Source organism: Margalitia sp. FSL K6-0131 (assembly GCF_038008735.1).
GTDB classification, from domain to species: domain Bacteria; phylum Bacillota; class Bacilli; order Bacillales; family Bacillaceae_C; genus Margalitia; species Margalitia shackletonii.
In genome coordinates, this window is record NZ_JBBOZS010000001.1 from 3,365,944 (window position 1) to 3,388,072 (window position 22,129).

The window sequence follows — 22,129 nt, forward strand, 5'->3', positions numbered from 1 at the left end:
TTACAATTAAGAAAAGCCCGTGACGCCTTAAGTATCGGCGTAAGGATTTCGCAGTCGCAGGCGGGACCAACGGAACACAGTGAGGTAGATCACGAGATGATGCCCGCTTTTCCTAGGGACGAGACGGTGAAAACCGCTAGATTATAGGCGCAGAAATCAGACAAAAACCTAATGTTTGGAATAATTAATTTGATTCCAAACTCATAAATTACTTTAACATGAAAGAAGCAACCGGATTATACCGATTGCTCTATATTCTATAGGAAAAATCTTTGAATATCATTCCATGTTACGATTATCATTAAAAGCATTAGCAATGCAAATCCGATAAAGTGAACCATCCCTTCTTTTTGACGATCGATTGGTTTTCCTCTTACTGCTTCAACAGCAAAGAATAATAAACGACCTCCATCTAGAGCTGGAATTGGCAATAAGTTCATAATACCTAGGTTAATGCTTAATAATGCTGCCCATTGAACTAAATAGTAAACTCCTAATTGTGCGACATCCTCAGTCGATTTATAAATTCCAACAGGGCCTGAGAGCATATTAATGGAAAATTGCCCCGTTAGTAATTTTCCTAGCATTTGGAAGATTTTAATGGTCATGTCATAGGTTTGCTGGAAACCATAAGTAACAACTTTTAACGGAGATTTTTCAACAGGACTATGAACCCCTATCATTCCGTATTCTTTATTATTTTCATCTTTTTCAATTTTTGGGGTGACAGAAATATCCATTGTTTTATGATTTCTTTCTATCGTAAACATTAATTCTTCACCAGGATGTTTTTGGATTACTTCTACAATATCATTCCAATTCGATATTTCAGATCCATCAATACTGATAACTTTATCCCCTTTATGAAGACCAGCAGCTTTAGCTACCCCATTTTTAGTTAAATCACCCAAAATGGGGTCTTGAACCGGAACTCCTTGAAGGGCACCTAATACCATGAATATAATAATTGCCAACACAAAGTTCATCATTGGTCCTGCAAAAATAGTCATGGCACGATGTCCAAGTGATTTCGCTGCAAATTGACGATTCCATGGTGCTATTTGAGTCTCTGCCTGATTTTCCACTAGCACAGCGTCATTTTCAACGGAGAATGTTTTTAATATTTCATCCTCCCCTTCTTCATAACCCTTAATAACCAAATTATGCTCCAAATCAGCGGAATCAATCTCGATAATACGAATATTAGAATATTTTTCCTTGCCATTAATAACAACTTTTTCTACTTTATCATCCTTATTTAGAATTAAACCAACACGTTGCCCCGGCTTTAATTCAAGCATTTCCTGGTCTTCCCCTGCCATTCGTACATAGCCTCCGATTGGCAGAAGTCTGATTGTATATTGTGTTTCATTTTTTTTGAAGGAAATTAGCTTAGGACCAAAGCCAATCGCAAATTCTCGACATAGTATTCCTGCCCGTTTAGCAAAGAAAAAGTGCCCTGCTTCGTGGAAAAATACTAATGCTCCAAAAATGATGATAAAGGCTATTAATGTTGTCAAATGAAAAACCACCTTTTTATAAAAGTGAATTGATATATTCTCTCGTTTCTATATCAACAGTTCTGATTGTATCTAAGTCAGGGTGCTTAATCACATTATGCCTTTCAAGCGCCTTTTCTACAAGTTCATCTATTTGTAAAAAGGAAATTCGTTCATTTAAGAAAGCACCTGCGGCAACTTCATTAGCTGCATTTAATACAGTAGGCATTGTCCCCCCGGATTTACCAGCCTCATATGCCAACTTTAATGCATAAAATCGGTCAAAGTTCATGGTTTCAAAATGAAGATTGCCAATTTTAGCTAAATCTAGCCTCTCTGATGAAGGTAATGAAATACGATTTGGATAGCTTAATGCGTATTGAATAGGAACTCGCATATCTGGTGTTCCCAACTGTGCTTTCACACTTCCATCCTGAAATTCCACCATAGAGTGAATAATGCTTTCCCGATGTAAGAGAACATCTATTTTTTCAAAAGGAAGATTGAATAGCCAATGCGCTTCAATTACCTCTAAACCCTTATTCATCATAGTAGCAGAATCTATGGTGATTTTTGCACCCATTGACCAATTAGGATGACTAAGCGCATCTTTTACGGTGACTTCTTTTAACTCTTCTCTTTTTTTATCACGAAAGCTGCCACCTGAAGCGGTAATAATTAATCTTTCAATATTTTTGTCTTGTTCCCCTTGCAAACATTGAAAAATTGCTGAATGCTCACTGTCGACAGGGAGAAGCATTACTTGTTGCTGTTTTGCTTCATTCATTACTAAGTGTCCTGCAGTAACGAGTGTTTCTTTGTTGGCAATAGCAATTACTTTATGAGCCTTAATGGCTTGTAAAGTAGGAAAAAGACCTACACTTCCTAATACAGCATTCACCAATATATCGGACTTTTCATAAACAGCCACTTCCACTAGTCCATCTTCGCCGTATGTAAGCTTTGTGTCAGAAGCAAACTCAAGCCTTAATTGATCATAATCCTTTTTTGTTTGAACAGAGACTAGCTCCGGATTGAATTCAGAAATGATTTTTCTGGCTAGATCTATATTTTTTCCAACCGAAAGAGCAACTAATTTAAATTCTTCAGGATGCTTCCTGATTACATCCAATGTTTGAGTACCAATTGATCCTGTTGCTCCTAACAAACTTATTTTTTTCAAAATGTTCAACTCCCAAGATTCTTCCAATACCATCTAATTAAAAATAATTTTGTCCTTTAGTTAATTCGACAATAATAAATAACTAATAAGCGGCCAAACAAATAATAAACTATCAAATCGATCAAGGATACCACCGTGCCCCGGCAATATTTTTCCGGAGTCCTTCACATCATAGAAACGCTTTAAGGCAGATTCAACTAAATCACCCATTTGTCCAAAAACAGATAGAATGGCAGTAATAATAATTAATTTTAACATAGAAGCAGGTATGTTGGAAAATAACGCGAATAGAATTCCAACTATTAACGCGCAAACTATCCCTCCAATAAATCCTTCTACTGTTTTATTAGGACTAATTTCCGGCCACAGCTTCCTTTTTCCAATCGCTCGTCCAATAAAATAGGCTCCAGAATCTGTAGCCCAGATAATAAAAAGAGAATACAGAATAAGTGTAAGTCCATGTTCTCTTATGAATAAAAAATTGTAAAAACCTAAACCCACATAAAATATTGAAAGCAACATAAAAGCTGCATCTATAATCGTATAGCGGTTTTTGGAAGCTACCGTATAGCATAAGAGTAAAAGTATACCGAAATAGACAAAATCCATTTTGGACAATCCAAATTTCTCTACTACTTCAATATATGGATGTGGAATCAAAAAAATCCCTAACATAAGAAATGAAATTATTCCGGGAAAAGATATTATTTTTAATTTGCTTATTCTTAAAGCTTCACCTAAAGCGATGAATGCCAATAAATAGACTAAAATAGTAAAAGGTACATTTCCATAAATGACAATAGGAATAAAAATTGCAGCAGCTATAACAGCTGTTATAATACGTTGTTTCATTCTTCCACGCCCTCGCTTTTTAAACCACCATATCTTCTTGATCGTTGTTGATAAACTTCAATAGCTTCTACTAAATTTTCCTCATTAAAATCTGGCCATAAAACGTCTGAGAAGAAAAATTCCGTATAGGCTAACTGCCACAGCATAAAATTACTTAAGCGAATTTCTCCGCTTGTACGAATTAATAAATCCGGATCCCGTAGACTATGTGACATTAAATAATTTGAAAAATTAGCTTCCGTAATATCCTTTTCAGTTAATTTTCCCTTTTTCACATCATGTACTATATTTTTTACTGCTCTGACGATTTCATCCCTGCTCCCATAATTAAGAGCAAAATTTAGAATTAAACCATTATTATGTTCTGTTTCTGTTATTGCTTTCCCAACTGCACCAAGAGTGTGTTTAGGAAGTTTATCTTTATAACCCATCATTTGAACTCGAACATTTTCTTCTTTAAGTTCAGGTAAGAATGTTCCTAAAAATTCGCCTGGAAGCTTCATTAAATAATCCACTTCACTTTTTGGGCGTTTCCAATTTTCTGTAGAAAAAGCATAAAGGGTCAAAACTTCAATACCTAACTTAGATGCAAGTCGGGTTATTCTTCTAACCCTTTTCATCCCCTCATGATGACCTGCCACACGAGGCAGTGCGCGTTTCTTTGCCCATCTCCCATTCCCATCCATAATTATCGCAACATGTTTTGGCATCGGGAGTTCCTTTAATGCATTGATTCTCTCTTCTAATGCATCATTTTCCTTGGAAGTTTTCCAAAACTTCAATTTATTAATCATCATTGGACCTCCACTTGGACTACTTTCCATTTTCATATGTAAAATCCGCTATTTCTATAATAGCAAAAAAAGCCTGGAATTTCTTTAATATTAAAATTGAAAAGGTGCGACTTCTATTATAGATAAAATATGTCATTTTGTGTAGAGACAGTTAGGAAACATTTTTCCTCTTTAAAATAAAAAACTCTCTAGAAGAGAGTTTTTTAAGAAAATATTATACCTCTAAAATTTCTTGCTCTTTTGTTTTTGTAATTTGGTCAATTTTGTTAATATGTTCATCTGTAAGTTTTTGAATATCATCTGAGTAGCCGCGAAGATCATCTTCTGAAATTTCACCATTTTTCTCAAGCTTTTTCAATTCATCGTTTGCATCTCTTCGAATATTTCGAATCGCAACCTTGGCACCCTCTGATTCTTTTTTGACCACTTTCACAAGTTCTTTGCGTCGCTCTTCTGTTAATGCGGGAATCCCTAATCGAATTAAACTTCCATCATTATTAGGTGTTAAACCCAAATCTGATTTTAAAATAGCCTTTTCAATTTCACCGAGAATTGACTTATCATAAGGCTGGATAACTAACAGACGCGCTTCCGGAACCGATACACCTGCTAACTGATTAATTGGTGTTGGTGCACCATAGTAATCGATGACAATTTTGTCTAGTAATGAAGCACTTGCACGACCAGCACGGATAGAACCAAGTTCTCTTGTAAAAGCTTGAATTGCTTTTGTCATTCTATCTTTTGAAGTAGCAATAATTTCTTTAGGCATTATTCCTTCCCCCTTACAATCGTTCCAATATTTTCACCCATTACAACCCGTTTTATATTGCCATTTTCCATAATAGAAAAGACAACTAGCGGAATATCATTGTCCATGCATAACGAAGATGCTGTTGAATCCATTACCGCAAGACCGTTTTTAATCACATCTAAATAAGTAAGTTGATCATATTTAACCGCATTTTTATCCAATTTTGGATCAGCAGAATAGACACCATCTACATTATTTTTTGCCATTAAGATAACTTCTGCCTCAATTTCAGCTGCCCTGAGCGCAGCTGTTGTATCTGTTGAAAAATATGGGTTTCCAGTTCCTGCAGCAAATATGACAACACGTTTCTTTTCTAAATGGCGGATAGCTCGTCTGCGGATATATGGTTCTGCCACTTGGCGCATGTCAATGGATGTTTGAACTCTTGTCTCAATTCCATTTTGCTCTAAACTGTCTTGAAGTGCAAGAGAATTCATCACAGTTGCTAGCATTCCCATATAATCTGCCGTCGCACGGTCCATCCCCATCTCGCTGCCGATTTTTCCGCGCCAAATATTGCCGCCGCCAACTACAACTGCCACTTCAACACCTAATTCAGCAATTTCCTTCACTTGTTCTGCTACAGATTTAATAACAGAAGGGTTAATACCAAAACCCTGATCTCCCGCTAATGCTTCTCCACTTAATTTTAATACAACTCGTTTATATTTTGGGGTACTCATATGAACCTCCAATTCATTTATTGTATATGCAGTTAAGATATCCACTGCATGTTGTTCTTGAGGTAAGTAGTTAGAGTTGAAAGATTGGTGGAAATCTATAAATGAAGATTTCCTTATTTTCCATCATTTGCACCCTAACCTAAATTTCCAAAGAAAGGGAACACACAGTGTGCTCCCTTTGATGATTTTCCCAATTCCCTAGGGAATTGCAAAAAAATTATTTATTTTTTACTTGGCTCATTACTTCCTCAGCAAAGTTATCTTGACGTTTTTCAATACCTTCGCCAACTTCATAACGAACTAAGCCAGTAATTGTTGCATTATTAGCCTTCACAAATTGTCCAACTTTTTGATCTGGGTTTTTAACAAATGCTTGATCTAAGATACAAATCTCTTCAAAGTATTTGCTTAATCGACCTTCCACCATTTTAGCAACAATATTTTCAGGTTTACCTTCGTTTAATGCCTGTTGAGTTAATACCGCGCGCTCATGCTCAACTTCTTCTTGTGATACTTGATCACGTGAAATGTATTTTGGATTTAATGCAGCAGCGTGCATTGCAACATCTTTTGCAACACTCTCATCTGTTGTGCCTTCAAGAACCGTTAAAACACCGATACGGCCGCCCATGTGTAAGTATTCACCAAATACGCCATTATCTGTTTTTGTTTTTAATTCAAAGCGACGAAGTGTAATTTTTTCACCAATTTTTGCAATCGCGCCATTGATAGCTTCGCTAACAGATGTTCCATTTTCCATTTGTTGTTCAAGTGCTTCTTCTACTGTAGCTGGCTTATTTTTTAGGATGTGTTTTGCTAAATCAGCAACTAGTGTTTTGAAGCCTTCATTTTTTGCAACAAAGTCTGTTTCTGAGTTTACTTCAAGAATAACTGCATCATTGCCTTCACTTAAAATATAAGTAATACCTTCTGCAGCAATTCTATCTGCTTTTTTCGCAGCTTTAGAAATACCTTTTTCACGTAGATAATCAATGGCTTTATCCATATCGCCATTTGTTTCCGTAAGTGCTTTTTTACAGTCCATCATACCTGCGCCTGTTTTTTCACGAAGTTCTTTAACCATTTGTGCAGTAACTGCCATGAGAATAGTTCCTCCTTTAATTCTATGTATTTCATTAAATTCATAGCATTCTTTAAAAAAAGGTGATAAGGAGTATTCTTATCACCTTCTATAAATCAGAAAATAATTATTGAGCTTCCACTGGCTCAGCAGCTGTTTCTTCTTCGCCTTGTCTAGCTTCTAAAATAGCGTCAGCCATTTTACCAGTTAAAAGCTTAACTGCGCGAATTGCATCATCATTTGCAGGAATTACATAATCAATTTCATCAGGATCGCAGTTTGTATCTACAATACCAACGATTGGAATATTTAATTTACGTGCTTCTGCAACTGCAATACGCTCTTTGCGAGGATCGATAATGAATAGAGCATCTGGAAGAGTTTTCATATCTTTAATTCCACCAAGAAATTTCACTAAACGCTCATGTTCTTTTTTAAGTTGAACAACTTCTTTTTTAGGTAGAACTTCAAAAGTTCCGTCTTCTTCCATTTTTTCAATCGCTTTTAATCTTTCGATACGCTTTTGAATGGTTTCGAAGTTAGTTAATGTACCACCTAACCAACGATGATTAACATAGTACATGCCAACTTTTTCAGCTTCTTCTTTAACAGATTCTTGAGCTTGCTTTTTAGTACCAACGAAAAGAATGTTTCCGCCGTTTGCTGCAAGTTCTTTTACAAAGTTGTATGCTTCTTCAACCTTTTTAACTGTTTTTTGAAGATCGATAATATAGATGCCGTTACGCTCTGTGAAGATATATTTCTTCATTTTAGGGTTCCAACGGCGTGTTTGGTGTCCAAAATGAACACCTGCTTCAAGCAATTGTTTCATTGAAATTACTGACATTGTGTTGCCTCCTATGGTTTTAGTTTCCTCCGCTTCAATCATTTTTAAACAGAAACTACCAAAATAAAATGTAATTATTTTGAAAGCACCATCTATTTAAATCATGAAGCGTGTGTGATAACACCAAAAATTAATATAACATATATGAATACTATATTCAAGAATATCTTATATTTTTTGACGAAACTTCAAAAGCAGTTCAATTTCCGTTTTCCCTTTATGAAGTTCCTTAGCAATTTGTTCAATCGTCAAGCCTTCTTTTTCTAATAAATATGCTTGTTTTTCTAACGGTAAAGTGGCAAAATCAATACTTTGATTTTCCGCATCTTGAATATCATTTTGTGTCATCGCTGATTGATATGTTTTTTCCGCTCGGCTCCGCATAAATGTTTGAAGAGCCGGAACTTCATTTTTTTGTTCGTTTTGGCTGGAGATCTTATCTTGATAGGACTTGTCCCCCTCAACGTTTTCTTTTAATTCCATTTTGCTATGATATATGCTTTGGACTTTTTTAATAAACTCTTCATTTTCATCCCTTATTTCGATTAGATAGGTTGAAAACATTTCTTCCATTTCCTGTAACACTTTTTTTTGATCTTGTTCTACATGCATAAGACGATTCTGTCTTATATAAAGGATAATAATTGCAAAGATTGATACGATATTTATAATAATAGAAATGAATAAAATAAAAATGGTCATTATAATCGCCTACCCGCTAAAATCAATATGATTACCTTTAAATGGGTGATGTTGGTGTGATTGCTTTTCTTTGTCTTTTTCTCTTTGATCCTTTTTGCTTGAATCATGGTCATGATGATTTTTCGGATGGGCTTGATCTTTAAGCAGGGCTGAATCTTTTTGTTCTTGCTTTAGTACATGTTGTCGTTTCTGAATTAGTGCTTTTTCCATTTCCTCCACTGCATTTTCATTTATTACCTTACTTGCATGTTGAATATGTTGCATATTTTTTCCGGCATCATGTGTTCTCGGCAATGCGATTTGCATTTCAAGCGATTTCAGCTCCACCTTTTCCACCTCTAAGAATTTACATTTTCTTCTCTAAAATATTTCTTAATTTATATAATGCTTTCGAATGAATTTGTGAAATTCTTGATGTAGATAGGCTCATAATCTCCCCGATTTCCGTTAAGGTTAATTCTTCATGATAAAATAAGCTTAATACCAACTGTTCCTTTTCAGATAATGTGGAAATGACTTTCGTTAAATCCTGAATTTTTTCATCATGAATTAAACATTCCTCTGGACTTGGAATATGGTCGTCTTTTATCACAAAAGAATACGTTTCATTGTCTTCCTTTTCATGCGCTTGCTCATCCACAGAAAGTACATTTGCAAAAAATTGTTCATTCATGGTTTGATACACATCATCCTCAGACATATTCAGTTCATGAGCAATCTCCTCGGCTGTAACATGTCTCATATACTTTTGCTCTAACTTTTCGAGTGTTGCTTCAATCTTTTTCGCTTTTTCTCTTGTACTTCTAGGCAGCCAATCTTCTTTTCTTAAACCATCTAAAATAGCCCCGCGAATTCTAAAAGATGCGTACGTATCAAATTTTAAATCACGTGCCCGATCGAATTTATTTAACGCATCCAAAAGCCCAAGCATCCCAAAACTTTTTAAATCATCCCTTGAAACATTACGAGGAAGTCCAACTGCAATCCTTTGAACGTGATAGTGAACTAATGGCAAGTATTTTTTCACAAGAACATCACCAGCTTGAGCATTACGTGAACTTATCCATAATTCCCAATACTTTTGTTCTTCGATTGTTTCTGCTTTTGACAAATGTCTCCCTCCTCGCAAGTTAGTTTAAATAGGCTGTTTTCGTATAGATAGCAGCAATTCGTAAATATCTATAAATCCGAATTTAGACGGAGTTTCGGGGCATCTTTTCTTAAAAAAGTATCCGTTCATAACCTAAAAACGTTATAAGTATGGCTTTCATGTACAAAATAGCGACATAGTTTAAGAAAAAAGCCTTAAATAAAACGAATTCCTTGGTTAACCGATTTGATTTGTAATAGAAATGTATTAGGATCGAATTCTATCGTTCTACCAGAATTCCCACCAGTTTCTTCCGAAAGTAATTCTATTCCTTCTGATTTTAAGGCGTTTTTTACCGCTTCCACATTACGCGGCCCTATCTTCATGAAATCATTGGAGGATGAAAACGAAAACATCTCCGCACCGCCAGCTATTTTTGCTTTTAAATGAAGCTTTTTACATCCGTTTTTTATTAATCTCTCTGTTAATTCCTTAATAGCAGTATCTGCAAACTTTGCTTTATTAATTTCCTTCTGGGCTTTGGCGATACCTGAATCCGGTAACATAACATGCACTAGACCGGCAATCGCCAGGAATGGATCATATATGATAACTCCTACACATGAGCCTAATCCTGTTGTCCTGATTGTATTAGGTGAGTGAACGATATTCATATCCGCTATTCCCACCTTCACCACTTCGCTCATATTTCCACCCCTAAAGCTTGGAAAATCGTTTGGAAGGAGTCAGGATTTGGAAGAAGAAAAAATTGACCGTTCATGGTATCTCCGAACCCGTCATGTTCATCACTTAGACTTGTATCTATCACAATTGCATAATCACTAGTTTGAGATAGCTCGATTAAACCATGACTAATAATGGCTCCGAACATATCGAAGCAAACCAAGGGAACGGATGGATACAGTTCAAGCTTTGTGAAATTGGATAAAGCAGTTAAATAGGAACCAGCCAATATATTCCCTAATTCCTGAAATGCGGAGATGCCCAATTCAGAAAGGGCTGGTTGCCTTATGGAAAAGTGAACATCACCAGTCATTTGTCTAATAAAATTCTCACATTGTTTGATGGATAGTATAAAAAACATGTAGCCTGAAGCATCACCTTCAATTTGAAGAAGCACGCAGGCAACTATATTTTCCGATCCACCTGCCATTTCCATCATTTCCGTGAAGGATTCGATACTTACTTTCGGAACGTTCATATCGATTTTTTTATTTAAAACAATAGACAAGGATGTTGCAGCATGTGCTGCACCAATATTACCTATCTCTTTAAGAATATCTAAATGCACACTTGTAATTTTATCTTCTAAACCCATTTGTATTTTTCCCCTAAATTAATGGACTTACTATCTTTTCTAAACTCATAATCATAATTAATCTCTTATTAAGATTTGCAACGTTTGAAATAAATTCCGCCTTTACAGAATTCACGACTTCAGGCTGAGGCTCAATGGATTCCATTGGAATATCTATTACATCATTTGCACTGTCTACCATTAAGCCAACTTCAATATTATCCATCGACACAATGATCATTCTTGTTTTTTCGGTCGTTTCAATTTCTCCAATTCCTAACCTATTTTGTAAATCAATAATCGGGATGATGACTCCTCGTAAATTAATCACACCTTTTATAAAAGAGGCTGTATTGGGTACACGCGTAATATGTAAAACCCTTTCAATTGCTCTAACCTGCCCAACAGGAATCGCATATTCATTCCCTTTTAATTGGAAAACAATCATTTTATTTTCCGTTTGTTCCACTACATCCATCATAATATAACACTCCAATATCAACATTTTTTTGAGTTATGAAGGTGAATTTCATATTTACTTCAGGTTCTCTACTTTATCAATGAATTACAATCAACGATTAATGCTACTTGGCCATCTCCTAAAATGGTGGCACCGGAAATAGCGAAAACATTTAGTAAATAATTGCCTAAGGATTTAAGAACGATTTCCTGTTGTCCAATAAATGAATCGACAACTAAGGCAGCTGCTTTTTCACCTTTTCTCACAATGATCACCGAAGTATATTCGCTGTTATCTTCAGCATCCGGTACATCAAAAGTATCTTTAAGAAATACAAGTGGTACAACTTTACCGCGGAAATCGATTACCTTCTGATCATGAGCGGTTAAAATATCTGATTCTTTAATAATAGCAGTTTCAATAATGGATGATAATGGTATAGCAAATTTTTCATTGCCAATCTCAACTAACATGACAGAAATAATTGATAGTGTTAAAGGAAGCTGAATGATAAATACAGAGCCTGAACCTTCGTTTGAATCAATTGTAATGGAACCGCCAAGAGATTCTATCGTCGATTTTACAACATCAAGGCCTACCCCTCGACCAGATATATCGGAAATTTTATCTGCGGTAGAAAATCCTGATGACATTATAAGCTCAAATACTTGCTTATCCGATAAGGAGTGAGCTTCATTTTCGAGAATAACTCCTTTAGAAATCGCCTTTTGTAATACTTTTTCACGATTTATACCCGCACCATCATCAGAAATTTCGATAAATACATGGTTACCGCTATGATAAGCCTTCAACGTAATGGTTCCATCTTCACTTTTTCCATTCTGCAAACGGACATCCGGTGTTTCGATACCATGGTCCAGCGCATTTCTTAGCAAATGTACTAATGGATCGCCAATTTCATCAATTACAGTTCGGTCAAGTTCTGTTTCAGCACCGATAATTTCCAAATTAATTTTCTTATTTAAATCCCTTGCAAGCTGTCTAACCATTTTTGGAAAACGATTAAATACCGTTTCAACGGGAACCATTCTCATATTTAAAATAATATTTTGCAAGTCACCGGAAATTCGGGACATTCTTTCCACTGTTTCATGTAATTCAGGATTATTAAGGTCCTTAGAAATTTGTTCTAATCTGCCTCGATCAATTACCAGTTCCTCAAAAAGATTCATCAAGACATCTAATCTTTCAATATTAACTCTGATCGTTTTGTTCGTATGAGTTACTTGTTGCGTTCCATTTTTCGTTTCCTTTTGCTTTTTATCCGTTAAAGCTGTTGATTGCTGATTTTTATCTTTATTTTCAATAATTTCCTTGTCATTATCGTCTGGTTGATCCAAATTGATCGGAACGATGATTACATTTTCAACCTCTGATACCTTCATTACTTTTTGCCTTATATCTTCTATCTGTTCATTTGTTATCAACACAACGGTAAAAGAACTATCAAAATTCTCCTCTTCCAGCATTTCCACTGTCGGATTTGATTTTATAACATCACCGCATTTTTCCAATACTTCAAAGACCATAAAAACTCTCGCTGCTTTTAATAAACAATCCGTTCTCAAGCCAACTGTAATTTCAATGCATTCATAGCCTTGTTCCTTTGATTGCTGAATCACGGTTTGTTCAAACTCATCATATTTCATATTCGATTCAGTTGCTTCCAATGCTACACCAGCAGCAATTTCCTGAGCTGCTACAGTACTTTCTATTGATTCGCCTTTTTCAATTTTATGTAGCTGGTCCAAAACCTTACTTACATCTCTTTTTCCATCTCCGCCTGAGGCAATGGATTCTACCATGATTTCTAAATCATCTACTGCAAGAAATACCACATCCAAAATCTCAGGTGTAACGGTGATGATACCATTTCTAATCCCATCTAACACATTTTCCATTTTATGCGTCAAATTTGCTAAATCTTCAAACCCCATTGTTGCAGACATACCTTTAAGAGTATGTGCGGAACGAAAAATTTCATTTACAATAGTTAGATCTTCAGGGTTTTTTTCAAGCAATAATAATTGTTCATTACAAGCCTGCAAATGCTCTTTACTTTCTTCAATAAACACTTCTAAATATTGACTTAATTCCATTTGCTCCACATCCTTTTACGGCAAATATTTCATAATTGCTTGTGAAATTTTTTCTAAATCTTCTACTTCGTCTACTAGATTAGTAGCAATAGCTGCTTTTGGCATTCCAAATACAATACAGCTATTTTCTGATTCAGCAATTGCTTTAACAGTTCCTTTTTTCTTCAACTCTATCAAACCTTGTGCACCGTCTGAACCCATCCCTGTCATAATGACTGCAATCTTATCATAATTTGGCAATTGGCTGATTGATTGAAACATAATATCAACAGAAGGTCTATGTCCATTTAATGGGGGAGCTTGATTTAACTGAACAACAATGTTTGTACCTAGCTGTTTCACTTGTAAGTGAAAGTCACCTGGTGCAATATATGCAGTTCCTTTTTGTATTACTTCTCCCTCTTCGGCCTCTTTTACATGGATCTTACTCAGTGTATTTAAACGATTTGCCAATGATTTTGTAAAACCGGCTGGCATATGTTGGACAATGAGTATTGGTGCTTCTAAATTCTCAGGAAAGCCTGCTAATAGTTTCTGCAATGCCCTAGGCCCCCCAGTCGATATGCCAATACAAATTAATTTATTTCTTCCCTGTGACCACTTACTCATTTTTCGGATTTCAACTTTGAATGATGCCTGCGGTCTTTCGGGAACTAATAATTGTTTCGTTTCTGGCGGATAACGAAGGTTTTGAATATTAGCTTTACTAGCCGATTTTACCTTTTGAATTAAATCGTCTTTTACCTTTTCAAGATCCAAGGATATACTTCCAGATGGTTTCGTAACAAAATCAATCGCCCCATAATGCATAGCAAGTATTGTATTTTCGGCACCTAACTTGGTTGTACTTGATAGCATAATGATCGGTGTTGGGTTATCATTCATGATATTTTGTAATGCCTGGATCCCATCCATAATAGGCATTTCTATGTCAAGAGTAATAACATTCGGTCGAAGTTTTTTTACCTTTTCGATCGCATCCAGACCATTTCTGGATGTACCGACTACTTCAATATTTTGATCGCTTTCCAATATATCAGTAATTAGTTTTCTCATAAATGCAGAATCATCTACAACAAGTACTTTAATCCTCTCCACTACCCGACCCTGCCTTTCGAAAAAAAGTTTCTGAATTTGTGTATAAATCCATTCGTTGTTCCCGATTGAAAGGTGGAATCTCCAGTGTTTCCCAAGTATTGTTCAACCATTTTTTCTAATTTAATTGAAATGTTCGAATTTGGAAAAGCCCGACAAAATGGCGTCTGAAGCTTTACTGCCTTTCTAACATGTGTATCCTCCGGTAGTACTCCTAATAAACGAACATCTTTTTGCAAAAACTTATTTACCGTTAATTGCAACCTTTCTAATGTATATAAACCTTCTTTTTCCTTTTCCGCACGATTGCAGATTAAGTAAAACGGATTTGCAGACTCCAAATTGCTAATATACTTCATCATCGAATAGGCGTCTGTAATCGAGGTTGGTTCAGGTGTTGTCACTACGACAATATCATCAACAGATAAAAGGATTTGCAAATTAGAATTAGTCGCACCCGCTCCCATATCAAAAATAATATAATCATAGAGATGCTGCAGCTGCTCAAGCCCTTCCATTAAACGAGAAACCATATTTTGATCCAATTCAATTATATTGGTAAACCCGTTGCCTGCTGAAATATACGAAACATTATCAGCGCCTTCATAGATTATCTCCTGTAAAGATATTTCCTCGTATAAAAAATCTGATATTGTTTTAGTTGCTTCTGTCCCTAAAAGTACATGGATATTGCCCATGCCAATATCAAAATCAAATAATAAAACTTTTTTCCCTTTTCTAGCTAATAATAAAGCTATATTAATGGAAATGTTTGATTTTCCAACTCCACCTTTACCGCTTACAACGGCCAATGTTTTAGCTGTTTGACTATATTTATTTTTTAATTTCTCCCTGAGTTTTTCGGCTTGGTCTTTCATTAACTTTTACCCTCAAAGACATGTTTTACAAGACATGCTGGTGTTGCCGCCTGTATATCATCCGGGACATCTTGGCCATATGTTAGATATGCAGTCCCTATCTGATAATCCAGCATTATATTCAGTATGGAACCGTAGGTGGTTGTTTCATCTAGTTTTGTAAATATTAAATGATCAATCTTAATGGATCCGAAGCTATCAATAATGGCTCTTATATCCTCCTCTTTCATTGTTAAGCTGAGGGTAAGAAGAGTCTCCATTTCTTTACTGAAATCAATAACCTTTTTCAATTCCTCAATATACTGTAATTCACGATAGTTTCTTCCGGCAGTATCTATAAAAATCATGTCAAAATCCTTAAACTTTTCAAGTGCTTGCTCGAAGTCTGAAAGATTATAAACTACTTCAACCGGAACTTGTAATAAATTTGCATAGGTTTTTAACTGTTCAATTGCTGCTATTCGATATGTATCCGTTGTTATAAAAGCAACTTTTTTTTGCCTGTCAATAACAGCATTTGCGGCCATTTTTGCTAAAGTAGTTGTTTTACCTACTCCAGTGGGACCAACTAAATTAATATACTTTTTGGATTTAGCCAAGGCTTTGGAATAAAAAGGAGCAAACACTTCTTCAAAATATTGCTTTCCCCATTTGAATACTTCTGATTCCATTGGTTCTTCCGCTGACGTACGCCATTTCTTTAATAACTGGTCTGCACATAGCTGAATATATTTGTTGGAAATTCCTTGATTGTCCATGAAAACAAGAAACTTTTGAATAGGAAGCGGATAATGATCAAAAGTAACAGCTTTCGAATTAGAAGATAACACCTCTACCATTTTTTTTAAATCATGAAGTTCTTTTTGAATTCCATTATTGTTAAGTTTTTCAATATCCTTGACACCAGCATTTGTTGGTACATTTATTTGTTTTTCTTTTAGCTTTACTTGACTATGAGGTGCTTGCGGGTCTATGGCAGCAATGATCTCAAACTGCTTTTTTCGAAACAAACCTATAAATCCGCCTGTATATGCAACTTTTGAATTTAAAATAACTGCTTCTTCACCAAGTTCTGCTCGAACTTGTTTCATTGCTTCTGTCATATTAGCGGCAACATATTTTTTTACCTTCATTCTACATTCACCACCCCTATACTTTGGACTTCAACGTTGGCTTCCAGTTCATTATAAGAAAGTATTGGAATCTGTGGAAAATATCGTTCAGTTACTTGCCTTACATACATTCGTACTGCTGGAGAACATAGGATGATAGGTTGAATCCCCATAGAAGATTGCTGTTCAACTTGTTTTGCGATAGCTTCTAACATACTTTGTGAATCATTCGGATCAATCGCTAAATAATTCCCATGCTCCGTTTGCTGAACACCATCTGCTATCATTTTTTCTATTTTTCCTGACAAAGTAATAACCTTTAAAGTATTACCGTTCTCAGCAAATTGATTTGTAATTTGTCTAGCAAGTGCTTGCCTTACATATTCCGTTAATAAATCAGTATCCAAGGTCATTTTTCCAAAATCGGCAAGAGTCTCGAAAATAATCGTTAAATTTCGTATAGAAACATGCTCTTTTAAAAGCTTTTGCAAAACCTTTTGGATTTCCCCAACAGATAATGGATTCGGCGTTACTTCTTCCACTAAAATCGGGAATGTTTCTTTCACATGATCAATTAGCTGTTTTGTCTCCTGTCTTCCCAATAATTCAAAAGCGTTTGTTCTCAATATTTCCGTTATATGTGTTGAGACTACAGATGGTGGATCGACAACAGTATAGCCATAAATCTCCGCTTGCTCCTTCGCAGATTCGGTTATCCATTTCGCTGGTAATCCAAAAGAAGGCTCAATCGTATCAATTCCCTCCACCATATCATCATCTATACCAGGACTCATGGCTAAGTAATGATCAAGTAATAATTCACCTCGTCCCATTTCATTACCCTTAATTTTCAAACGGTATTCATTTGGTTCGAGCTGAATATTATCTCTTATTCTCACAACAGGAATAACAATTCCTAATTCAAGAGCGAGCTGCCTTCTAATCATGACGATTCGATCTAATAAATCTCCGCCTTGATTTGTATCAGCTAGTGGAATCAACCCATATCCAAATTCAAATTCTATTGGATCGATATTTAATAGATTAATAACACTTTCCGGGCTCTTCATTTCATCTGACTGAATAACCTCTTCCATTTCGGTGAGCTCTTCTTCGTTTTGTTTTGGCACACGTGAAAGTCGGAATGCCCCTATCGCCAAAGCACCTGCAATTGGAATCGTCAAAAAATCATTAATCGGTGTAGCAATCCCTAGTAGAAAAATCGTTGCAGCTGCAATATATAGCATTTTAGGAAAAGCTAAAAGTTGAGAAATAACATCCCTACCTAAGTTACCATCTGATGCGGCACGTGTAACAACGATACCTGTTGCCGTAGAAATAAGTAAGGCTGGTACCTGGCTGACAATACCATCACCAACTGTTAACAGCGAAAAGTGTTGCGCAGCTTCCGCTATTCCTAAACCTTGTTGAGTCATTCCGATAATAATCCCAAAAATTAGATTGATGGCTACGATAATAATACTGGCTATTGCATCACCTTTAACAAATTTACTTGCACCATCCATCGCACCATAAAAATCCGCTTCACGACCAACCTTTTCACGTCTTTGCCTTGCTTCTTGGTCAGAAATCATCCCTGCATTTAAATCTGCATCAATACTCATTTGTTTCCCCGGCATTGCATCAAGAGTAAATCTTGCTGCCACCTCGGAAACTCGCTCCGAACCTTTCGTAATAACAATAAATTGAATAATAATTAAGATTAAAAATACAACAAGTCCAACCAATATATTTCCACCGACTACAAAGGTACCGAAAGTCTCGACAACTCCACCTGCTTGACCTTTTGTTAATATAGCTCTTGTTGTAGATATATTTAATGCTAAACGGAACAATGTTAATAACAGTAAAAGCGAAGGAAACACCGAAAATTGCAATGGTTCTTTCATATTCATAGATGTTAATAATACGAGGAGAGCAAGAGAGATATTAATCAATATTAATACACTTAATAGCCATGTTGGAAAAGGTATAATCAACATAGCTACTACTAAAATAACACTAATGAGTACGGACATATCTCTTGCTGCCATTTTGTTTCCCCCCAGCTTTTAAGCCTTTTTTCTCAATTACAACTAAATTTTATTTTTTATTCGATAAACATAAGCCAGAATTTCTGCCACAGCCTTAAAGAATTCCTCAGGTATGGTATCTCCAATTTCGACCTGATCATATAAAGACCTTGCTAACGGACGATTTTCTATCATCATAATTTCATGTTCATTCGCGATCATCTTTATTTTTTGCGCGACATAATCAACGCCTTTGGCTATGACAAAAGGTGCATCCCTTTCATTTTCGTCATATTTTAAACAAATAGCATAATGTGTTGGATTCGTGATAATAACGTCAGCCTTTGGAACCTCTTGCATCATGCGACGCATGGCCATTTCCCTTTGTCTTTGTTTGATTTTTGACTTTATTAGTGGATCCCCTTCAGAATTTTTATACTCATCTTTTATATCTTGCTTTGACATTCTCAAGTTTTTTTCATACTCATATCGTTGATACAAATAATCTAGAATAGCTAAGAACAAAAGTGCAATGGAAGCAGCAAAACCCATTTGGAGGGTAAGACTTCCAATGATAGAGAGTGAATCACCAATTGATTTATAAGACAAGCTCAATACATCGTTCATTCTTCTCCAAAGAACAAAAAACGTCACGGTTCCAACAAATGCTATTTTCAATATGGATTTTAATAATTCCATTACAGACCGCATCGAAAATATCCGTTTAAAACCTTTTATTGGATCAATCTTTTCCAATTTTGGCTGCATCGTCTCACTAGTGAAAATAAAACCCACTTGTGCAAAATTAGATGCAATTCCTGCAAATAAGGCAACTGCCAAAATCGGACCGATAATATAAGCAATTTCTTTTAAAAGTTCCACTACTATCTTGTGGATGTTATTCTCCGTTAAATCCATTAGCATATAGTCTTGAAAGGAATGACGCAGAATCCCAAAAAGATGCGGGCCAATGAAAGATGTTCCAAATGATAAAAACATGAAAACAGCAAGCAAACCAATTGCCGTGTTAATATCCTGGCTTTTAGCAACTTGCCCTTTTTGTTTCGCATCCTGGCGTTTTTTCGGGGTTGCTTTTTCCGTTTTATCTCCAGAAAAATACTGCAAATCCAAACGAATCCACTTCATCATGAACCCCCAATTAATTTCATAAGATCCCTCATCGTGTAAAACATATACTGAAACAAGTGTTGGCAAACTGAGAAAATAACTCCCATAACTACGATAAGAATAATAAAACTTACACCGATTTTAACAGGGAAACCAACCACAAATATATTTAGCTGCGATACTGTTCTTGCCACAATTCCTAATGCAACATCGACTAAAAACAAGGCCGCCACGACAGGAATCGACATTTGAAAAGCAATGATGAACATCTTGCTGAAGGTTTTTATAATAAATTCAGCTAAATTCGGATCCCCGAAAGGAGTCATTTTATCGATTGGAATAAACTGATAACTATAGAAAATACCATCTAAAATAAGATGATGTCCATTCAAGACTAGTAATAGCAAAATAGCAAAACTATATAAATATTGACCTATTAAGGGACTTTGCGTACCTGTCATCGGGTCTATAACATTAGCAATCGAGAATCCCATTTGGAAATCTATGAATCCTCCGGCTATTTGAATCGCGGAAAAAATTAAATAAGCGATAAAACCGATAAAGAGTCCAACCATTGCCTCTTTTATGATTAACATAAAATACTTTCCATCTATCGCTAATGGATGGATATCTATGGAATAATACATTAACCATGCTAATACAGCCGCAAACCCTATTCGATGCATAGCTGGAATTGTTTTATAAGAAAATAGCGGCATGGTGACAAAAAAAGCCGATACCCTCATGAATATTAATAAAAAAATAGAAAAAGAAGGAATAAGATTGTCCATTTTACTAACCTATATACCTAGTTAAATTGGAAAAAATATCACTTGCATAGGATAAGATATGACTTAGCATCCATGGCCCAAAAAAGATTATGCCAATTAATACCGCAACTATTTTCGGAACAAATGCTAAGGTCTGTTCCTGTATTTGCGTTGTTGCTTGAAAAATACTTACAAGCAACCCGACTAGGAGAGCTATGATCAGTAATGGGCCAACTGTGATTAAGGTAATATAGACTCCTTTTTCTGCTATGGAGATAACCGTTTCTTGACTCAACATTTTCACCTACTCTAAAAGCTTTGTAACAATGATTTGACGACCAGATACCATCCATCTACCAAAACAAACAATAAAATCTTAAATGGCAAAGAGATCATTACTGGCGGCAGCATCATCATCCCCATAGACATTAAAACACTAGCAACCACCATATCTATCACCAGAAAAGGAATAAATATCATAAAGCCAATTTGAAACGCTGTTTTTATTTCACTTATCGCAAATGCTGGGACAAGTGCTGTCATAGGAATATCTTCCATTTTTTTAGGTTGTTTTGCATGAGAATAATCAAGAAACAGCTGAAGATCTTTTTCTCTTGTATATTTGCTCATGAATTCTTTAAAAGGAACCGAAGCTTTATCATATGCCTGCTCTAACGTAATCTTATTATCAAATAGAGGAGTTAGTGCTTGTTCGTTTACTTGATGAAAGGTCGGCGCCATGATAAAAAAGGTCAAGAACAAAGATAGGCCGATAATCACCTGATTAGGAGGCATTTGCTGAGTGGCCAGTGATGTCCTCACAAACGATAACACAATGACAATTCTTGTAAAGGAAGTCATTAATATTAAAATACCAGGTGCAACAGAGAGAACCGTTAATAAAAGAAATAATTTTACTGCTGTCGAAACATGTTCAGGTGAACTATTATTAAAAATACTCATAAACTCATTCATCTGAATGCTTCTCCTTTTTATCCAATTCTCTCATCATGTTGTTTCTATCCTTTTTAATATTTGATAATTGTTCCTTTAATAAGCTCTGAAAAGACGGCTGTTGTTGCGATGTTTCCGTATTCCTTTTTAACCCATTTATGCGTTTGGATAATTTACTTACAATATCTCTTGGCTCCATGGATCTTTCCATGTCCGCATCATACTGTTTGATAAAATCATCTATTTCTGTTTGATCATCTATTTCTTTCAATAACCGAATATCTTCACCAACACCCAAAATTAATATCCGTTTTCCTGCTTTTACAATCTGTAAGGAACGGTTTCCGCCAAGCGATGTACCACCAAAATTTTGCACAAACCGATTTTGCTGATAGGACCGGCTTTTCTTATTAATAAATTTCAGTAAATAGTATAATAATGCGATAACAACTATAAGTGCAAAAATCATTTTTACAACGTCCAAAAATGAAATAACTGGACTGCCTGAATCAGCATTAGTTTTATTTTCTTTTTGTGTGTCGCTGCTTTTCTTTGGAGTTTGTTGGTCCTTATTTTTTTGAAACATTTGATTTACATAGGTTGTCTCTGCATGGACAGTTTGATATTGTCCATACAGAGGAATAAAAAGAAAGATGACCATTAATATTTTCAATAAATTTCTAAACAATCTATAGACACCTTCTTATTTGTTTGCA

The 22,129-nt window shown here is 35.5% G+C and carries 24 protein-coding genes; all 24 read right to left on the reverse strand.

Annotated features, from left to right (window positions below; genetic code table 11):
- Window positions 1–257: 257 nt before the first annotated feature.
- Window positions 258–1,520: an RIP metalloprotease RseP gene (rseP, locus tag NSQ59_RS16475; RefSeq protein ID WP_055740378.1), complete on the reverse strand. Its 1,263-nt coding sequence runs from the start codon at window positions 1,518–1,520 to the stop codon at window positions 258–260.
- Window positions 1,521–1,536: 16 nt separating this feature from the next.
- A complete protein-coding gene (locus NSQ59_RS16480; RefSeq protein ID WP_340832318.1) occupies window positions 1,537–2,682 on the reverse strand; it encodes a 1-deoxy-D-xylulose-5-phosphate reductoisomerase in 1,146 nt (381 codons plus the stop codon).
- A 60-nt stretch (window positions 2,683–2,742) separates the two neighbouring features.
- Entirely contained in the window at window positions 2,743–3,534 is a 792-nt protein-coding gene (locus NSQ59_RS16485) for a phosphatidate cytidylyltransferase (protein WP_340832319.1), read from the reverse strand.
- Window positions 3,531–4,328 (reverse strand): isoprenyl transferase, encoded by a 798-nt coding sequence (locus NSQ59_RS16490; RefSeq protein ID WP_340832320.1) that lies wholly within the window; start codon window positions 4,326–4,328, stop codon window positions 3,531–3,533. The genes NSQ59_RS16485 and NSQ59_RS16490 overlap by 4 nt, the downstream gene beginning before the upstream one ends.
- 214 nt (window positions 4,329–4,542) lie before the next feature.
- Window positions 4,543–5,100 carry a ribosome recycling factor gene (frr, locus tag NSQ59_RS16495; protein WP_340832321.1) on the reverse strand — a complete coding sequence of 186 codons (558 nt, stop codon included), beginning with the start codon at window positions 5,098–5,100 and terminating at the stop codon, window positions 4,543–4,545.
- The gene (gene pyrH, locus NSQ59_RS16500) at window positions 5,100–5,825 is read right to left on the reverse strand and encodes a UMP kinase (RefSeq protein ID WP_055740383.1); all 726 of its coding nucleotides are present in this window, start codon (window positions 5,823–5,825) and stop codon (window positions 5,100–5,102) included. The genes frr and pyrH overlap by 1 nt, the downstream gene beginning before the upstream one ends.
- A 217-nt stretch (window positions 5,826–6,042) precedes the next feature.
- Window positions 6,043–6,927, reverse strand: coding sequence for a translation elongation factor Ts (tsf, locus tag NSQ59_RS16505; RefSeq protein ID WP_055740384.1), 885 nt, complete (start codon window positions 6,925–6,927; stop codon window positions 6,043–6,045).
- 106 nt (window positions 6,928–7,033) lie between these two features.
- The gene (rpsB, locus tag NSQ59_RS16510; RefSeq protein WP_055740385.1) at window positions 7,034–7,753 is read right to left on the reverse strand and encodes a 30S ribosomal protein S2; all 720 of its coding nucleotides are present in this window, start codon (window positions 7,751–7,753) and stop codon (window positions 7,034–7,036) included.
- A 168-nt stretch (window positions 7,754–7,921) separates the two neighbouring features.
- Complete coding sequence (locus tag NSQ59_RS16515) at window positions 7,922–8,455, reverse strand: hypothetical protein (protein ID WP_055740386.1); 534 nt, start codon at window positions 8,453–8,455, stop codon at window positions 7,922–7,924.
- Window positions 8,456–8,464: 9 nt separating this feature from the next.
- Window positions 8,465–8,782, reverse strand: a complete 318-nt coding sequence (locus NSQ59_RS16520; protein ID WP_340832322.1) for a hypothetical protein — start codon at window positions 8,780–8,782, stop codon at window positions 8,465–8,467.
- A gap of 19 nt (window positions 8,783–8,801) precedes the next feature.
- The gene (locus NSQ59_RS16525; protein ID WP_055740388.1) at window positions 8,802–9,566 is read right to left on the reverse strand and encodes a FliA/WhiG family RNA polymerase sigma factor; all 765 of its coding nucleotides are present in this window, start codon (window positions 9,564–9,566) and stop codon (window positions 8,802–8,804) included.
- A gap of 194 nt (window positions 9,567–9,760) precedes the next feature.
- Complete coding sequence (locus tag NSQ59_RS16530; RefSeq protein ID WP_055740389.1) at window positions 9,761–10,252, reverse strand: chemotaxis protein CheD; 492 nt, start codon at window positions 10,250–10,252, stop codon at window positions 9,761–9,763.
- Window positions 10,249–10,884: a chemotaxis protein CheC gene (locus NSQ59_RS16535; protein WP_126646883.1), complete on the reverse strand. Its 636-nt coding sequence runs from the start codon at window positions 10,882–10,884 to the stop codon at window positions 10,249–10,251. The genes NSQ59_RS16530 and NSQ59_RS16535 overlap by 4 nt, the downstream gene beginning before the upstream one ends.
- A 13-nt stretch (window positions 10,885–10,897) precedes the next feature.
- Window positions 10,898–11,344: a chemotaxis protein CheW gene (locus NSQ59_RS16540; RefSeq protein WP_055740391.1), complete on the reverse strand. Its 447-nt coding sequence runs from the start codon at window positions 11,342–11,344 to the stop codon at window positions 10,898–10,900.
- 68 nt (window positions 11,345–11,412) lie between these two features.
- Window positions 11,413–13,443, reverse strand: coding sequence for a chemotaxis protein CheA (locus NSQ59_RS16545; RefSeq protein WP_340832323.1), 2,031 nt, complete (start codon window positions 13,441–13,443; stop codon window positions 11,413–11,415).
- A gap of 15 nt (window positions 13,444–13,458) precedes the next feature.
- Window positions 13,459–14,541 carry a protein-glutamate methylesterase/protein-glutamine glutaminase gene (locus NSQ59_RS16550; protein ID WP_340832324.1) on the reverse strand — a complete coding sequence of 361 codons (1,083 nt, stop codon included), beginning with the start codon at window positions 14,539–14,541 and terminating at the stop codon, window positions 13,459–13,461.
- The gene (locus tag NSQ59_RS16555) at window positions 14,541–15,416 is read right to left on the reverse strand and encodes a MinD/ParA family protein (protein ID WP_340832325.1); all 876 of its coding nucleotides are present in this window, start codon (window positions 15,414–15,416) and stop codon (window positions 14,541–14,543) included. Before NSQ59_RS16555 ends, NSQ59_RS16550 begins: the two co-directional genes overlap by 1 nt.
- A complete protein-coding gene (gene flhF / locus NSQ59_RS16560; RefSeq protein ID WP_055740395.1) occupies window positions 15,416–16,549 on the reverse strand; it encodes a flagellar biosynthesis protein FlhF in 1,134 nt (377 codons plus the stop codon). The genes NSQ59_RS16555 and flhF overlap by 1 nt, the downstream gene beginning before the upstream one ends.
- Window positions 16,546–18,582, reverse strand: coding sequence for a flagellar biosynthesis protein FlhA (gene flhA / locus NSQ59_RS16565; RefSeq protein WP_340832326.1), 2,037 nt, complete (start codon window positions 18,580–18,582; stop codon window positions 16,546–16,548). Before flhA ends, flhF begins: the two co-directional genes overlap by 4 nt.
- Window positions 18,583–18,624: 42 nt before the next feature.
- A complete protein-coding gene (gene flhB / locus NSQ59_RS16570; protein WP_152982390.1) occupies window positions 18,625–19,707 on the reverse strand; it encodes a flagellar biosynthesis protein FlhB in 1,083 nt (360 codons plus the stop codon).
- Window positions 19,707–20,480: a flagellar biosynthetic protein FliR gene (gene fliR / locus NSQ59_RS16575; protein WP_340832327.1), complete on the reverse strand. Its 774-nt coding sequence runs from the start codon at window positions 20,478–20,480 to the stop codon at window positions 19,707–19,709. Before fliR ends, flhB begins: the two co-directional genes overlap by 1 nt.
- A 4-nt stretch (window positions 20,481–20,484) precedes the next feature.
- Window positions 20,485–20,754 (reverse strand): flagellar biosynthesis protein FliQ, encoded by a 270-nt coding sequence (gene fliQ / locus NSQ59_RS16580; RefSeq protein WP_055740399.1) that lies wholly within the window; start codon window positions 20,752–20,754, stop codon window positions 20,485–20,487.
- Between the two features lie 14 nt (window positions 20,755–20,768).
- Window positions 20,769–21,434 (reverse strand): flagellar type III secretion system pore protein FliP, encoded by a 666-nt coding sequence (gene fliP, locus NSQ59_RS16585; RefSeq protein ID WP_055740400.1) that lies wholly within the window; start codon window positions 21,432–21,434, stop codon window positions 20,769–20,771.
- Entirely contained in the window at window positions 21,427–22,101 is a 675-nt protein-coding gene (locus NSQ59_RS16590; protein ID WP_055740401.1) for a flagellar biosynthetic protein FliO, read from the reverse strand. Before NSQ59_RS16590 ends, fliP begins: the two co-directional genes overlap by 8 nt.
- Window positions 22,102–22,129 lie beyond the last annotated feature (28 nt).